This window comes from Novosphingobium guangzhouense (genome assembly GCF_002896965.1).
GTDB classification, from domain to species: Bacteria; Pseudomonadota; Alphaproteobacteria; order Sphingomonadales; family Sphingomonadaceae; genus Novosphingobium; species Novosphingobium guangzhouense.
In genome coordinates this window covers 1-15,170 of record NZ_LYMM01000062.1, presented here as the reverse complement: position 1 = coordinate 15,170, position 15,170 = coordinate 1, and the positions used below count along the sequence as shown (strand labels likewise).

Here is a 15,170-nt window from a genome sequence, read left to right as displayed (position 1 = left end):
CGCGCGAAGAACGTGGTAACAGCGTTCTCATACGGTATCCTTGGGAGAAATGGCCATGACGGTCGCCACCACAACCGCCCAGCTGAAGGCTGAGCATATCAAGCCGAAGATCGGCAGCCGCATCCTCAACACGAAAGAGGAACTGCTTTCAGGTGAACTCGCCGCTCAGCTTCGCGAAGAGCTTGAGGCGCGAGGTATCCTGGTTTTCCCGCAGATCAACTTCGACGATGCGGAGCAGATTGCCTTTACCAAGACGCTCGGCGCTTATGCGCCGGAAGGCCCTGACGGGGGGCCAAGCAAGATCACGCTGGATGTGAAGGAAAACCCGGCCAGCGCCGAATACCTCAAAGGATCGCTTTACTGGCACATCGATGGCACTCGCAACGAAGTGCCGATCCTGGCCTCCTTGCTGTCCTGCAAGGTGCCTAGTCCGAAAGGCACCGGGAATACCGGGTTCTCGAATACATATGCAGCCTATGAAGATCTGTCGGACGAGGACAAGGCCTACTACGACGACCTGCGGGTAGTGCATGGGCCATGGGCCTCGCTGTTCTACTACGAACCGGAGCCGAGCCTTGCCAAGCTGAAGGTCATGCAGGGAATTGGTGAAAAGGTGCTGCCGTTGGTGTGGAAGCACGCCTCGGGCCGAAAGTCGCTGGTGTTGGGCTGTACCTGCCATCATGTTCAGGACGTCGATCATCTGGAGAGCGCGCGGATCATTCATGGGCTGCGTGAATGGGCGACGGGGCCGGAATTCACTTACAGCCACGAATGGTCGGTGGGCGATCTGGTGATCTGGGACAACACCGGCACGATGCACCGTGCAGAGGCCTATGATCCCACATGCGGTCGCATGATGCACCGCACCAAGCTGGAGGGCGAGGAACCCTGGACTTTCGACTGAGGTTCCCCTCCTCCCCGAACGAAGATGCCACAAAAGAAAAGGCCCGCCCCTCTTACGAAGGGCGGGCCTCTTTCTATTCAGCTGGAAGCGATCAGGCCCAGGTGGCCATCTCAGCTTCGAGGTTCTCGACGATCGCTTCGAAGAACTGCTCGGTGGTCATCCAGCTCTGGTCCGGGCCGATGAGCAGCGCCAGATCCTTGGTCATCTTGCCGCTTTCGACGGTTTCGATGCAGATGCGCTCAACGGTTTCGGCGAACTTCACAACGTCCGGCGTGTTGTCGAACTTGCCGCGATAGGCAAGGCCGCGCGTCCAGGCGAAGATCGAGGCGATCGGGTTGGTCGAGGTCGCCTTGCCCTGCTGGTGCTGGCGGTAGTGACGGGTCACGGTGCCGTGGGCAGCTTCGGCCTCGACGGTCTTGCCGTCGGGCGAGAGGAGGACCGAGGTCATCAGGCCCAGCGAGCCGAAGCCCTGCGCGACGGTGTCCGACTGCACGTCGCCGTCGTAGTTCTTGCAGGCCCAGACGAACTTGCCCGACCACTTAAGCGCCGATGCGACCATGTCGTCGATCAGGCGGTGCTCGTAGACGATGCCCTTGGCCTTGAACTGCTCGGCGAAGCCTTCGTTGTCGAACACTTCCTGGAACAGATCCTTGAAGCGGCCGTCATAGGCCTTGAGGATCGTGTTCTTGGTCGACAGATACACCGGCCAGCCGAGGTTGAGACCATAGTTGAACGAGGCGCGGGCGAAGTCGCGGATCGATTCGTCGAGGTTGTACATCGCCATGGCGACACCCGGAGCCGGGAAGTCGAACACGTCGAGGTCGATCTTGTCGCCGTTCTCGCCGTCCCAGACGAGGCGCAGCTTGCCGGCACCGGGGATCAGGGTGTCGGTTGCCTTGTACTGGTCGCCGAACGCGTGACGGCCGACGACGATCGGGTCGGTCCAGCCCGGAACCAGGCGAGGAACGTTCGAGATCACGATGGGCTCGCGGAAGACGACGCCGCCCAGGATGTTGCGGATCGTGCCGTTCGGCGACTTCCACATCTTCTTGAGGCTGAATTCGGTGACGCGCGCTTCGTCCGGGGTGATGGTGGCGCACTTGACGGCAACGCCATACTGCTTGGTGGCGTTGGCAGCGTCGATGGTGATCTGGTCTTCGGTCTCGTCGCGCTTTTCGACCGAGAGGTCGTAATACTTGAGATCGATGTCGAGGTAGGGGAGGATCAGACGCTCGCGGATCCACTGCCAGATGATGCGGGTCATTTCATCGCCGTCCATTTCGACGACGGGGTTCACAACCTTGATCTTTGCCATTCTAAAGGGACTCCCCTGGGGTGAGAATTGCCGCAGTCTCTAGGCACCGCTGCGACGCATGGCAAGGCCGAGACTGGGGTATGACAGGGCGGATATCGGCTTTGCAGGCCGGGTCACCTCCGCGGCTGTCACTAAGTACAGGCGAGGAGAGCAGGATGCGTGAGGAAGTGTTGCTGGCCGACCGTGACGGCGTGCTGGAAGTAACTATCAACCGGCCTGAGCAGCGCAACGCCATGACGAAGGCAGTGGCAGAGGCAATCGCCGCAGCGATGGATCAACTCGAATCATCGGATCACCTGCGGTGTGCTATCCTTACGGGCGCAGGCGGCAGCTTTTGTGCGGGTATGGATCTCAAAGGGTTTCTGCGCGGAGAGCTGCCGGTGGACGCGCGCGGTGGGTTCGGAGGTATCTGTACCTGGACCCCGCGCAAGCCGATCATCGCAGCGGTTGACGGCCCCGCACTGGCAGGGGGCTTCGAACTGGCGCTGGCGTGTGATCTCATCGTCGCGAACCAAAATGCACGCTTCGGTATCCCTGAAGTCAAGCGGGGGCTTGTTGCGGCAGGAGGTGGGCTGGTCCAGCTGCCGCGCCTTCTGCCCCGGGCACTGGCCATGGAACTCGCGCTGACGGGAGATCCGATCGGTGCTGAAAGGGCGCTGGAACTGGGCCTTATCAATCGCATGACTGATGGGCCCGCAATCGATGCCGCGCGCGAATTGGCGCAGCGCATCGTGGCAAACGGCCCGCTGGCCGTTGGCGCATCGAAAGCTATCGTGCGGGATTCGTGGCTTTGGGAGGTGGACCGGCTCAACCAGCATCAGAGGGCGCACGTCGAGCCGGTATTCCGCTCGGAGGATGCTACGGAAGGTGCCCGGGCGTTTGCTGAGAAGCGCGCTCCGGTCTGGAAAGGCCGCTAAAGCCAGGTCAGGGCTTAAAGACCGTTTGAGAAATCGCGGAAAAGCGATTTCAGAGCCGGTGCTGCGATGTGCCGTCAGGCGTATTCTCAAACAGTCTTTGAGCGTGAATTCCTGCACTCAGTTCTGCCAATTGTTCCATAGCATCGGCAATATAGAAGTTTGGACCCGGTGGTGCTGCAGGTCGGGCGTTGAAGGGCAGGGCGCACTTTTGCGACCACGCGGTTCGGACGAGGCGATGTGGCGCGAGGCAATTCCAAGATCAAGGCATGAGAAGCCTCAAAGAAAAACCCCGCCTGGTCCGAAGACTGGCGGGGTTTCTGGAATGGTGGGCGTAGCAAGGATTGAACTTGCGACCCCTACGATGTCAACATAGTGCTCTACCACTGAGCTATACGCCCATTCCATTCATGGTTTCCTGCGGTAAACCGTAGGTCTCCATTCGAGCGCCCCGGTGAGTGTCCCCGCCGGAGGACTGGCCCTCTAGCTGCGGTTGTTTGGGCTGGCAAGTGCCTTTTTGGAAAAAATTTCGTTCAGAGTGTCGCGTGCTCGGCAAGGCCGAAGACGCGCTGCACTTCCATCACGATATCGCGCAGATGGAAGGGCTTGGACAGCACCTTGGCCTGCGGGGCCTCACGACTGGCGCGCAGGGTGACGGCGGCGAAGCCGGTGATGAACATCACCTTGGTCGAGGGCGAAATTTCCGCGCACTTCTGCGCAAGTTCGATCCCGTCCATCTCGGGCATGACGATGTCCGATAGCAGCAGGTCGAAATCGTCGTTCTTGAGGTGAGGGATCGCCTCGGTTCCGCGATCGACGGCGACGACGCTGTAGCCCGCGTTCTGCAGCGCACGGGCAAGGTAAGTGCGCATTGCGTCATCATCTTCGGCGAGCAGGATGCGGATCATCGCTGGTGTCCAGTCTTGTGCGTTGTCTTCTAGCGTCTGTAGCGGCGCGTGTCTGTCCGTAGGCATACAGGGTAAGCGTTTATATTTCCTGTCCCTATTCAGAGGTGACCGGTAACGGGACGCTTTGACACGGCGGTGGGAAACGCACAGCTTTGAAGGATGGCCGAACAGTTGGGTGAGAATGATTCGCAGGGTGAAGGAGGCGGTCGGATTCCGGGCGCTCCCAGTGTTCCGGCGTTCTTCCTTGAAGAAGCAGATCCGTCCGTTCTTCCGGTCCTGATCGCGGCGCCTCACGGTGGACGGCATTATCCGCGCTCCCTTGTTGCCGATCTGCGGCACGGTGCTGCTGCGGCATTGCGACTGGAAGATCGCTATGTCGATCTCATGGCGCGCGGTGTCGCGCAGGCTACGGGGGCAAGTCTGATCGTGGCCAACGCGCCGCGCGCCATGATCGATCTCAACCGTGCGCCTGACGATGTCGACTGGGACATGTTTCCGCGCGATGCGCGACCCGCGGGCGCTCCAGCGCCAAGTCGCCGCGTGCGCGGAGGGCTGGGGCTGATACCCCGCCGCCTGCCGGCGCTTGGAGACCTGTGGCGGCGGCGCCTGGGCCCCGTCGATCTTGCGGAGCGCGTCGCCGGCGTTCACGAACCCTATCACGCGGCTATTGCAGGCGAGCTTGCGCGTTTGCGGCAGAACTGGGGGGCGGCATTGCTGATCGATCTCCATTCGATGCCGCCGCTGCCGTCAGCGCCAGGTGTGGCGAGCGCGCAAGTCGTCGTCGGCGATCGCTTCGGAGCGAGCAGCAGTGGCAGTATCGTTGCATCGGCCTTTGCGCATTTCGCGCAGGTTGCGCGAGAGGCGGCGCACAACCGGCCTTACGCGGGTGGTTACGTGCTTGAACGCCATGCAGATCCGCGCGGAGGAATCCACGCCTTGCAGATCGAAATCGATCGTAGCCGCTATCTCGATTCGGCACTGGTCGAACCATCTGGGGATATGGCGGGGATGATAGAAGATCTGGCCGGGCTGGTGCGCCGGCTGGGGGCGATCGTGGCCGAACTGGGTGAGAGGCAGGCGCGCGATGCAGCCGGGCCGGACTGGCCGCTTGCAGCCGAGTAAATCCCGATAGGCATTAAAAAACCACCTCGTGCGATGCACGAGGTGGCCAAGGTTCAGGGAGGAGGTGCACGAAGTGCACCAACCCGAACGGGCCATGAGGGTAGCGCCGGTCGGGTAAGGCCTGCATAGGCTTACCCGATTCAACATTCAAGCGATTCGTCATGCAGGACGTATAAGAAATGTCCAGCGAACTATCTGTCACGCTAATCGAATGGGGCGGGAGTGTGACAAAAGTGTCATAACTCCCGCCTTTCAAAGGTGAATCAGGCGTTCACGTCGTCTGCGACCGGGGCGGCCGGCGGCGTGAAGTTGGGCACCTTGCCCTGTGCGGCCTGACGGCCGAAGACTTCGCGGACCAGTTCAAGCGAGAACAGGTGCGCATAGATCAGGCCGAGCAGGCCGTTCTGGTTCCACTGGCGCAGAACGTCACCACGCACTTCGCGCAGCTTGTTTTCGTCTACCATCTGGAAGCCGCGATAATTGAACGGCTGCGCGGCGCCGACGTCGATGTTCAGTTCGCCGTCCATGAGCAGCTTGTGCTTCTGGAGTTCTGCCATGAACTGGGCGGTCTTGTTGCCCGCGATCTCGAAGTTCTCGCAGAACTTGAGCATGCCGGTGGTGGTTTCGCTGGCCTGGCCGTCCTCGGTGAACAGGCGCTCGCCTTCCTCGATTTCGCCGACGAGGTCGCTGGTCGGGTCGACGCAGAGCGAAAGCTCATCCGAATCCTGGCGCAGCTTGGCCAGCATGAACGGATAGCGGCGCACGTAAGCCGGGATGTAGATGGGGGTGTTCACCGTGCCGTCTTCGTCGACGAACACGTTGGTGCCCTCATTCATGCCCATGAGCACGAGCGGGATCGGGTTTTCACCGGCGGTGAACACGATCGGGAAGTTGCGCTGTGCCTGCGGGAATTCCTCGACCGTCAGCGGAACCGAGTTGATGCCGGCCAGCCAGGTCGCCTTGTCGGTCGAACGGGTCTTCCAGTTGGCGTGCTGCTGCGAGTTGAGGGGGATCAGGTCCTTGTAGAACAAGGGCAGTGCAGGATTCTGAGGCACGCTGGCCATGGGTACTCTCCGCGAGGGGTGGTCAGTCTTGGAAGCGCGTGGCTTTAGAGGCTGCGCGGCGACCGCGCAAGCACGAGACCTGCCCATATCCGGCGATTCGACGCGGGCTGTTTCCGGATTGCGTCAGACCAGCTTGCCGGGATTGAGCAGACCCCGCGGATCGAGCGCCTGTTTCACTGCGCGCAGCATCGACAAGGCCACCGGATCGCCCAGCCTGGCCAGTTCATCGCGCTTGAGTTGCCCGATGCCGTGCTCCGCCGAGATCGATCCCCCCCATTGCGTGACGAGATCGTGCACCCGACGGCTGATCGCCTTGCCTTGCGTGGCATTCCAGGTGCTGGCGTCGGAAGCTCCCGGCGCGATGACATGATAATGGACATTACCATCGCCCAGATGGCCAAAGGCGATTGCCTCGGTGCCCGGAAATTCGGCTTCCAGCATGGGGGCGGTGGTTTCGACGAAGGCGGGCATGGATTCGACCGGGACGGAGATATCATGCTGGACCGCAGGGCCGCGCGCGCGCTCTGCGGGAGGAACGGTCTCGCGGATGAGCCAGAACGCCTCTGCCTGAGCCTCGCTGGCGGAAAGCGCGGCGTCTTCAACCAATTCCTTTTCGAAGGCTTCAGCCATCATCGCCTCGCATCGATCGCGCAGCGTGTCGACCCCGGTGCGATCGGCGACGACTTCGATCAGCACGTGCCAGGCATGGCGTCCTTCCAGCGGCGGCCGGGCCGTGGGGAGATGATCGACGACCGCATCTATGCTGGCCTGCGGCATGACTTCGAAACCTTCGAGCGCCTCGCCTTCCATGGCATCGCAGTGGAGCAGCAGCGCGCGGGCGGCAGGCAGGGAGTGAACGCCAGCCCAGATCACCATGCGTTCGGCAACGGCGGGCAGCAGGCGCAGGGTTGCGGCAGTGACAATGCCCAGCGTGCCCTCCGACCCGATTAGCAATTGCTTGAGGTCGAAGCCCCGGTTGTCCTTCTTGAGCGGGGTGAGCTGTGAGAATACCTGCCCGTCGGCCAGCACGGCCTCCAGTCCCAGAACCAGCGCGCGCATCGATCCGTGGCGCAATACCTGCGATCCGCCGGCATTGGTGGAGATCAGTCCGCCTACGGTGGCGGAGCCCTTGCCGCCAAGGGTAAGGGGGAATCGAAAGTCCTGTGCCTCGGCTGCTTCGTGCAGGGTCTGGAGAATGACGCCGGCCTCGCAGGTTGCGCGGCCCGATTCGGTGTCGATGTCGCGGATGGCGTTCATGCGGCGCAGCGACAGCAGCAGGGCGGTGCCGCTGTCATCCGGAGTGGCGCCGCCGGACATGCCTGAATTGCCACCCTGCGGCACGATGGGCACGCCATGGTCGGCGCAGAGCCTGACGAGCGCAGACACCTCCTCGACATTGGCGGGAGAGGCCAGGGCGCAGGCACGGCCCGTGAAGCGCCCGCGCCAGTCGGTAAGCCAGGGGGCGACGAGTTCGGGGTCTGTCGTCAGTCCGCGCGGGCCGAGCAGGGCTGCGGCCTTTTCGATGAAAGAGGCGAGGGGGGGCGGAACTGCGGTGTCGGTCATCTCCGGCGATATGGCACATGCCGCCGGGCGTTTCACCATCGCCGCGCGATATTTGCGATGGCGCCGAGCCGGGCAACGATTGATAAGTTAAGCGTCGGTTCAAGCTCTTGCCGTAAGGCGGACATGTCGGCATCGCTGTGCGGGTCGATTCCGGGGATACGAAAGACGACATGAGTTTTGCTTCCGCCCTGTTGTATCCGTTCCTTCTGCTGCTGCCGGCGGCAGGGGGTGACGACGGCGTGCGGCGGGCAGACGACGGGCAAGGCGATCCGGCGACGGCGGGGCTCTGGCCTCCGGTGGAAGTGGGAATGGCCGCCTCAGACGCACCTTTCGCCATCAGTCTGCTGCCCCAAGTCGCGCCCGAGGATGCGTGGCAGGTTCGCATCGAGCAGCGCATGACAATCCGCGTTTCACCACGGTCTTCGGCCGTGCCGATGCCGGACATGTTCTTCGGCATGCCCACTGACAATTCGGCAGAGTTCAGTGAGCGGAAAATGGGCAACTGCCTTCCCGCGTCGGGCATCGTCAGCGTGCGGCCGGATCGCGGAAACCGCCTGTTGCTGTTCATGCGCGATCGCAAGGTTGTCAGTGCCGAACTGGCCCGCTCCTGCCGTGCCCGGGACTTCTATTCGGGCTTCCTGATTGAGCGTAACGAGGATGGGCGGCTCTGCGTCGATCGTGACACGTTGCTGTCTCGCAGCGGGATGAGCTGCACGCTGACCCGAATTCGGCAGCTGGTGGAGCAGGACCACTAAGGGCGAGCGACGGGCGTGCGTTGGCCGAACTTGCCTTTCCTAGCGGATTTCCTTGACTTTCCCGCCTTTTTCCGCAAATGGCCCGCTGTCGCGCGGCAGGCGTCGCGGGCGGCGCTTCGCCCCGCCCCGGCTTCATGCCGCTGCTTTACGTGAAATTTTTCCGGAAAAACCATACGCCTATGAGCTTTGCCGATCTCGGCCTGTCTGACGAATTGCTGCAAGCGGTGGAGGCTGCGGGCTATACCGAGCCGACTCCGATCCAGGCACAGACGATCCCACCGGTCCTGATGATGAAGGATCTGATCGGCATCGCCCAGACCGGCACCGGCAAGACCGCTGCCTTCGTGCTGCCGATGATCGACATCCTGGGGCATGGTCGCCGCCGCGCGTTGATGCCGCGCTCGCTGATCCTTGAACCTACGCGCGAACTCGCTGCGCAGGTGGCGGAGAACTTCGAGAAGTACGGCAAGAATCACGACCTCAAGATGGCGCTGCTGATCGGCGGCGTGCAGATGGGCGACCAGCTGAAAGCGCTGTCCGCCGGTGTCGACGTGCTGATCGCCACGCCGGGCCGCCTGATGGACCTGTTCGAACGTGGCAAGATCATGCTCACGGGCTGCGAACTGCTGGTCATCGATGAAGCTGATCGCATGCTCGACATGGGCTTCATCCCCGATATCGAAACGATCTGCTCCAAGCTTCCGGCCAATCGCCAGACGCTGCTGTTCTCGGCAACGATGCCGCCGGTGATTAAGAAGCTGGCCGATCGTTTCCTGACCAGCCCCAAGTATGTCGAAGTGGCGCGTCCGGCGTCCACCAACACCAACATCGCCCAGCACAAGGTCATGGTTTCCGCGCGCAAGAAGCGTGAGGCGCTGCGCCAGCTGCTGCGTACCGACAATGTCGGCACCGCCATCATCTTCGCCAACCGCAAGACGACGGTGCGCGAACTGGCCAAGAGCCTGAAGCGTCACGGCTTCTCTGCCGGCGAGATTCACGGTGACATGGATCAGCCCGCTCGCAATGCCGAACTTGAGCGTTTCAAGGCGGGCGAGATCAGCATCCTGTGCGCGTCCGACGTTGCCGCGCGCGGCCTTGACGTGAAGGGCGTCAGCCACGTCTTCAACTTCGATACGCCCTGGCACCCGGACGATTACGTCCACCGGATCGGCCGCACCGGACGGGGCGGTGCATCGGGTCGCGCGTTCACGTTCGTCGCGCCCGAAGATGCCGAAGCGATCGCCAACGTCGAAAAGCTGACCGGCGGCGCCATCCCGGTCTACGAGCTTGCTGCAGAGGCCGACCACGAAACCGCCGTCGAGGCGAAGCCGGCCCGTGCGAGCAGGTCCAGGCCTGCACGCGATGAGAAGCCGAAGCGTGAGCCGCGCGCTGAAGCCAAGAGCGAAACTTTCGCCGAACAGCGTGCAGAGCGCGCACCGCGCCGAGAGCCCAGGGTCGAGGAACCACGCCGCGGCCGTCGCCGCGATGCCGTGGACACGCAGGAAGATGGCAGCTGGAACGGTCCGGTGCCCGCGTTCCTGAGCGTTTCGGCGCTGAACTGATTTGTGACGCCGCCGTCAGGCGGTGCGCGACAACAAAAAAAAGGCAGGGGCTTCCCCCTGCCTTTTTTGTTTGCCCTCTTGCTGCGTTCAGGCGGCGGTAGTCGCCCGGCGGCGGCGCACGAACAGCAGACCGCCCACCGCTGCGGCCAGCAGGCCCAACATTCCCGGTTCAGGCACCTGCGTTCCGCCCGAGGAAGAAGATCCGCCCGGCGTCGTGCCCGGATCGGTCGGCGTGGGCGTGTAGTTGCCGGTGTAGGTTCCCACGTGCATTTCACCGTTCTGGACGAGGCTGCCGAACACTGCCGAACCCTGGATGTAGTTTCCCGTGGTCGCGGCTGCGGAGGGTGCCAGCACCGATCCGCCCCATGCCGTGGACAGCGACAGATCCTTTGCTTCGTAGAAGTTCCAGACCACATGTTCGCCAAGGTTCTGGGTGCCGCCCAGGAAGTTGTCGTTCAGGGTGATCGATCCGCCCGAAACGTTGACGATCGCAGTGTCCGCACCGTTGAGGTTGAACTGGATCTCTCCGATCTTGTCGAGATCTGCGGCGGAGATGTTGAACACGGCAACACCGTTCGAATCGGGCTGCGCGTCGAAAGTGCCGCGGTTGCCGCTGATCGACAGCTGGCTGTTGGCGGTCTGCGTGCTCATGTCATGGCTGAGGCCGGTCATCGATGTTTCGATGAGACTGGCCTGCTGCGTCAGGTTTTGCGTGAACGACGGATCACCCGAGGCAAGTCCGGAGGTTACCGTGTTGTTGTTGACGTTGGTGTTGCTGATCGAGCCACCCACCAGCACGGTCTGCGCCGCGCCGTTGAGGTTGAGCCCACTGTTGACGTTGCCGCCGACCACCGCGCCCGAACCGTTGTTCAGGTTCTTCGCGCCGCCGTTGACGTCGCCCACCACGGTCAGGCCCGGCGTGCCGGTGCTCGATGCCGGGATCGCCTGGATCTGGTAATTCGACGAATTGCCGTTGAGGTTGCCGCCGACGAAGGTGCGTCCTTCGACTTCGGAAGACGAGGTGAGGTCGCCCAGCACCACCAGGTTCCAGGTCTTGAGGACGTCGACACCCGCGATCATGCCGGAATCCGCCAGCAGCGGGGTGGCGGATAGGGCGGCGGCCATGGCGGCCAGCGAAAGCGAAACGGTACGGATGGAAGCCACGGCGTGTGTCCCGAAATGGCGTGAAGTGACGCCGGGACCAGTATATTTACTTAGAGAATTTGGAAGGACGGCTTTTGCACTGTCCCTGCATGGAACAGCAGGGGGCAATTACTCGGCAATTTACGAAATTTGAAGAACTTCCCAAAAGAACCGCCCCGCCTGCTTCCTTCGGTGGAAGAGGGCGGGGCGCTTGCTTCAGGCCTTCACCTTGTTCTGGAAGCTTTTGCGCAGCTTCATCAGCTTGGGCGGGATCACCGCAAGGCAGTAAGGATTGCGCTGGCCTTCGCCGTCCCAGTATTCCTGATGGTAGTCTTCGGCCGGATACCAGGTGGCAGGCCCTTCGATCGTGGTCACCGCCTTTTCGCCGGAGTGTTCTGCATTCCACCGCGCGATGGCGGCAGATGCCTCTTCGCGCTGGGCATCGTCGAGCGGGAAGATGGCCGAACGGTATTGCGTGCCGATGTCGTTGCCCTGACGGTTCAGCTGCGTCGGATCGTGTGTGCCGAGAAACACGTCGAGCATGTCGGCATAAGAGATCACCGTGGGATCGTAAGCGACCCTGATCGCCTCCGCATGCCCGGTTTCGCCCGAGCAGACCGCCTTGTAGGTGGGGTTTTCCACCGAGCCGCCGATATAGCCGCTTTCCACGGTGCTCACGCCCACCACGTCGCGGAATACCGCTTCGGTGCACCAGAAACACCCGCCAGCTATGATTGCCGTTTCCATTGTCGTTACATGTCCTCAAGTCGAAAGGATTGGGCGCTAGATAGGTATGCGGTGCCCGCTTGTCATTGGCCTGATGTCGGCTAGTCTCGGCCCCGCTTCAAATCCACGTGGAGAGAACCCGATGCGCCGCGCCCTGCTGACCTTGTCTTCGCTCATCGGCCTCGCCGCCGTTCCGCTCTGCGCACAGGCTGCGGAGAAGGAGGCGAAAGTCGAAGCCTGCAAGGGCTGCGAGGCGCTGCTGGAACTGGCCGCCGCCAGCCCGCTGCGCAAGGACGACCGCGCCCGCGACGCTGCACGCCACCCGGTAGAAACGCTTTCGTTCTTCCGCGTCGGCCCGCAGATGAAGGTGGGCGAATATGCGCCGGGAGGGGAGTGGTATTCTCGCTTCCTTGGCCTCTATCTTGGCCAGCAGGGGCATCTGGTCGGGCTCTATTTCGACCCAACCAGCGGCGCCTTCAAGGCGGAGCGGCAGGATGGCATCCGCAAGGCTGCCGCCCAGTATCCCGCCGATGTCGCCAAGTTCACGGGCATGCCGGCCGACAGATTCGCCGCCTATACGCTCGACGCGGTCCCCGAGGCTGAGAAGGGCACGTTCGACGTTATCGTCATCCCGCGCATGATGCACAACCTGTTCAACTGGAACATCGCCGACAGCGAGATCAAGGCGATGCGCGGCCTGCTGAAGCCCGGCGGTCTCGTCGGCATCGAGCAGCACCGCGCGAAGGCCGATGCGCCCTATTCCTATGCGGACGGATCGAAGGGCTATCTGCGCGAGGCGGACGTGATCCGGTTCATGGAAGTCAACGGCTTCGACCTTGTCGGCAAGTCGGAAGTCAGCGCCAATCCCAAGGATACGGCGAACTGGCCCGACGGCGTCTGGACGCTGCCGCCCACGTATGCGCTCAAGGATCAGGACAAGGCGAAGTACCAGGCCATCGGCGAGAGCGACCGCATGACCCTGCTGTTTCGCAAGCGGGCCTGATTGCGTGACGGCTGCGGCCAAGTCTGGACTTCATGCGGCCCAGTCCATAACTGAGGCGCCATGACCCGTCAGATCACCGTCGCCGCCCTGCAACTCGCCCTTGGCTCCGCCGACGAGGCTGAGAACATCGCCGCCGTCTCTGCATTGGTGGAGGAAGCGGCAGGGAAGGGCGCGCAGGTCATCCTGCCGCCCGAACTTTTCTCCGGCCCCTACTTCTGCAAGACCGAGGACGAGGCGCTGTTCGCGTTGGCCCGCCCGACGCTGGAGCACCCGTCGGTGATCGCCATGAAGGCACTGGCGGCGAAGCTGAAAGTCGCGATCCCGACCAGCTTTTTCGAGCGTGACGGTCACCACTATTACAACACCCTCGCCATGATCGGCGTCGATGGCGAGATCATGGGAACCTACCGCAAGAGCCACATCCCCGATGGCCCCGGCTACGAGGAAAAGTATTATTTCCGTCCGGGCAATGACGGGTTCAAAGTCTGGGACGTCTTCGGCACCCGCATCGGTATCGGCGTGTGCTGGGACCAGTGGTATCCCGAATGCGCGCGCGTCATGGCCCTGATGGGGGCGGAACTGCTGTTCTACCCCACCGCGATCGGATCGGAGCCCTATGACGCCACGCTCGACACCAGCCGGATGTGGCGCCGGGCGATGGTGGGGCATTCGGTGTCCAACTGCATGCCGGTGATCGCGGCCAACCGCATCGGCGCGGAAACCGAATGCGGCAGCGCGCAGACGTTCTACGGGCATTCCTTCATCACTGATGAATGGGGTGATTTCATCGCCGAATTCGGACGTGAGGAAACCGGCGTACTTGTTTCCACACTGGACCTTGATCGCGCGGCGACGCATCGTGCGGGCATGGGCTTCTTCCGCGATCGGCGGCCGCAGCTCTACACGCGCGTCGCTCAGGACATCTGAGCAGGATATCCGGGTGCCTGCGCATCTGATCTGACCGGGAAGGGGGGGCATGTAATGGGCAAGCATCGCTATCTGGTGGCGCTGGGGTCCAACAGGCGGCACCGCCGACATGGCTCTCCGCGTGCCGTGCTGAGCGCGGCGCTGCGGGCGCTTGACCATGGCAAGCTGGAACTGCTTGCCGCTTCGCCGGTGATCGAAAGCGCGCCGCTTGGCCCCTCTCGCCGCCGCTATGCCAATGCGGTGGCGCTGGTGCGCTCGAAGCGTGCGCCGGAGGAAGTTCTCCACAAGCTTCAGAAGATCGAGCACAAGTTCGGTCGGCGGCGCGTGGGGCATGCGTGGGGCGCGCGGGTGCTCGACCTTGATATCGTGCTGTGGAACGGCGGGCCCTACGCCGCTGAAAACCTTGTCATACCACACCCAGCCTTTCGCGAACGCCGCTTCGTGCTTGATCCGGCAGTGAAGATCGCAAGCCGCTGGCGCGATCCCTTGACCGGCTTTAGCCTCAGACAGTTGCGTGCCCGCTTGACCAAGCCGCGCATGGCCCCTAGGTGACCCCGACCGTCACGCCGCGTCGGCAATGGGGGCCCGTAGCTCAGTAGGTAGAGCAGCTGACTTTTAATCAGCGGGTCACAGGTTCGAATCCTGTCGGGCTCACCAGTCTTTTCAAAGACTTAGGCCGTACGGCGTTGCGATTTTCTCCAGCGTGGGTCCCAATGGGGGATCAGGGCGGGGAAAATCGCTTGAGAGCGAATCCGATCCTCAGGTTTGTAATCAGGGGGCCACGGGTTCGAATCCTGTAGTCGGCACCAATTATTCAATGACTTAGGTTCGAGTGAAAAACGGCTCTCTCATCGGGGTACCGATGGGGCACCAGTCATCATCGATTGCGCGCCGCCCCATCAGCCAAACATTGAAAGCTGTATTTCCTCCGATGCCGGGGCATTTTTGATCAAAATGCCCCTCACCTTCGCGATGTCGCTGACAACTTGGGTAATGTGATGCGTCGTGTTGAGCTGCCGCCAAGTGGTAGAGTTGCCTGGTCCCGCTGTGGGATTCTCTGCTGCGTTCGCGATAAACGTATCTGCGCTAGAAAAGCCCTTGCCGGCGAAGTCACCGCTGTTGACAATCGCTTTATAGACACCGTGTTGATTGCCACTGAGAAGTGACCCGGGAAGGCTATAAGTTTCCGCTGAGAATTGACCCATGTTTTCCTGCCTTCCGGCTGCCAGTCGGAGGGTCGTGGAGTGATCGACATGGACTTACT

The 15,170-nt window shown here is 62.3% G+C and carries 15 protein-coding genes and 2 tRNA genes; 9 read left to right on the top strand and 8 right to left on the bottom strand.

Going from position 1 to position 15,170, the window contains the following annotated elements:
* Nucleotides 1–55 precede the first annotated feature (55 nt).
* Nucleotides 56–904 (top strand): TauD/TfdA dioxygenase family protein, encoded by an 849-nt coding sequence (locus A8V01_RS20555; protein ID WP_103098354.1) that lies wholly within the window; start codon nt 56–58, stop codon nt 902–904.
* A gap of 91 nt (nt 905–995) precedes the next feature.
* On the opposite strand, the gene A8V01_RS20550 is transcribed toward A8V01_RS20555, so the two are convergent.
* Nucleotides 996–2,219, bottom strand: a complete 1,224-nt coding sequence (locus A8V01_RS20550) for an NADP-dependent isocitrate dehydrogenase (RefSeq protein WP_103098167.1) — start codon at nt 2,217–2,219, stop codon at nt 996–998.
* Between the two features lie 155 nt (nt 2,220–2,374).
* Here A8V01_RS20550 and A8V01_RS20545 point away from each other — a divergent pair, with 155 nt between their 5' ends.
* Complete coding sequence (locus A8V01_RS20545; RefSeq protein ID WP_103098166.1) at nt 2,375–3,136, top strand: crotonase/enoyl-CoA hydratase family protein; 762 nt, start codon at nt 2,375–2,377, stop codon at nt 3,134–3,136.
* A gap of 323 nt (nt 3,137–3,459) precedes the next feature.
* Here the strand turns inward: A8V01_RS20545 and A8V01_RS20540 are convergent.
* Both A8V01_RS20540 and cpdR read right to left on the bottom strand, forming a co-directional pair.
* A tRNA-Val gene (locus A8V01_RS20540) sits at nt 3,460–3,534 on the bottom strand.
* Between the two features lie 132 nt (nt 3,535–3,666).
* Nucleotides 3,667–4,041, bottom strand: a complete 375-nt coding sequence (gene cpdR, locus A8V01_RS20535) for a cell cycle two-component system response regulator CpdR (RefSeq protein WP_103098165.1) — start codon at nt 4,039–4,041, stop codon at nt 3,667–3,669.
* A gap of 159 nt (nt 4,042–4,200) precedes the next feature.
* Between cpdR and A8V01_RS20530 the strand changes: the two genes are divergently transcribed.
* Nucleotides 4,201–5,163, top strand: coding sequence for an N-formylglutamate amidohydrolase (locus A8V01_RS20530; RefSeq protein ID WP_103098164.1), 963 nt, complete (start codon nt 4,201–4,203; stop codon nt 5,161–5,163).
* 263 nt (nt 5,164–5,426) lie between these two features.
* On the opposite strand, the gene A8V01_RS20525 is transcribed toward A8V01_RS20530, so the two are convergent.
* Nucleotides 5,427–6,227 (bottom strand): SapC family protein, encoded by an 801-nt coding sequence (locus tag A8V01_RS20525; protein WP_103098163.1) that lies wholly within the window; start codon nt 6,225–6,227, stop codon nt 5,427–5,429.
* Nucleotides 6,228–6,350: 123 nt separating this feature from the next.
* The gene (locus tag A8V01_RS20520; RefSeq protein ID WP_103098353.1) at nt 6,351–7,790 is read right to left on the bottom strand and encodes an FAD-binding oxidoreductase; all 1,440 of its coding nucleotides are present in this window, start codon (nt 7,788–7,790) and stop codon (nt 6,351–6,353) included.
* 170 nt (nt 7,791–7,960) lie between these two features.
* Between A8V01_RS20520 and A8V01_RS20515 the strand changes: the two genes are divergently transcribed.
* A complete protein-coding gene (locus A8V01_RS20515) occupies nt 7,961–8,545 on the top strand; it encodes a hypothetical protein (RefSeq protein ID WP_103098162.1) in 585 nt (194 codons plus the stop codon).
* Nucleotides 8,546–8,724: 179 nt separating this feature from the next.
* Nucleotides 8,725–10,107 (top strand): DEAD/DEAH box helicase, encoded by a 1,383-nt coding sequence (locus A8V01_RS20510; RefSeq protein WP_103098352.1) that lies wholly within the window; start codon nt 8,725–8,727, stop codon nt 10,105–10,107.
* Nucleotides 10,108–10,194: 87 nt separating this feature from the next.
* On the opposite strand, the gene A8V01_RS20505 is transcribed toward A8V01_RS20510, so the two are convergent.
* Together A8V01_RS20505 and msrA are read right to left on the bottom strand one after the other, a co-directional pair.
* Nucleotides 10,195–11,271: a choice-of-anchor A family protein gene (locus tag A8V01_RS20505; RefSeq protein ID WP_103098161.1), complete on the bottom strand. Its 1,077-nt coding sequence runs from the start codon at nt 11,269–11,271 to the stop codon at nt 10,195–10,197.
* Nucleotides 11,272–11,466: 195 nt separating this feature from the next.
* Entirely contained in the window at nt 11,467–11,997 is a 531-nt protein-coding gene (msrA, locus tag A8V01_RS20500; protein ID WP_103098160.1) for a peptide-methionine (S)-S-oxide reductase MsrA, read from the bottom strand.
* 121 nt (nt 11,998–12,118) lie between these two features.
* Here msrA and A8V01_RS20495 point away from each other — a divergent pair, with 121 nt between their 5' ends.
* The 4 genes from A8V01_RS20495 (at nt 12,119) to A8V01_RS20480 (ending at nt 14,563) form a co-directional block, all read left to right on the top strand.
* A complete protein-coding gene (locus A8V01_RS20495) occupies nt 12,119–12,979 on the top strand; it encodes a class I SAM-dependent methyltransferase (RefSeq protein WP_103098159.1) in 861 nt (286 codons plus the stop codon).
* Nucleotides 12,980–13,039: 60 nt separating this feature from the next.
* Nucleotides 13,040–13,906, top strand: a complete 867-nt coding sequence (gene aguB, locus A8V01_RS20490; protein ID WP_103098158.1) for an N-carbamoylputrescine amidase — start codon at nt 13,040–13,042, stop codon at nt 13,904–13,906.
* Between the two features lie 54 nt (nt 13,907–13,960).
* Complete coding sequence (folK, locus tag A8V01_RS20485; RefSeq protein WP_103098157.1) at nt 13,961–14,458, top strand: 2-amino-4-hydroxy-6-hydroxymethyldihydropteridine diphosphokinase; 498 nt, start codon at nt 13,961–13,963, stop codon at nt 14,456–14,458.
* Between the two features lie 29 nt (nt 14,459–14,487).
* A tRNA-Lys gene (locus A8V01_RS20480) sits at nt 14,488–14,563 on the top strand.
* Between the two features lie 242 nt (nt 14,564–14,805).
* On the opposite strand, the gene A8V01_RS28340 is transcribed toward A8V01_RS20480, so the two are convergent.
* Nucleotides 14,806–15,111 (bottom strand): beta family protein, encoded by a 306-nt coding sequence (locus A8V01_RS28340; RefSeq protein WP_146037341.1) that lies wholly within the window; start codon nt 15,109–15,111, stop codon nt 14,806–14,808.
* Nucleotides 15,112–15,170 lie beyond the last annotated feature (59 nt).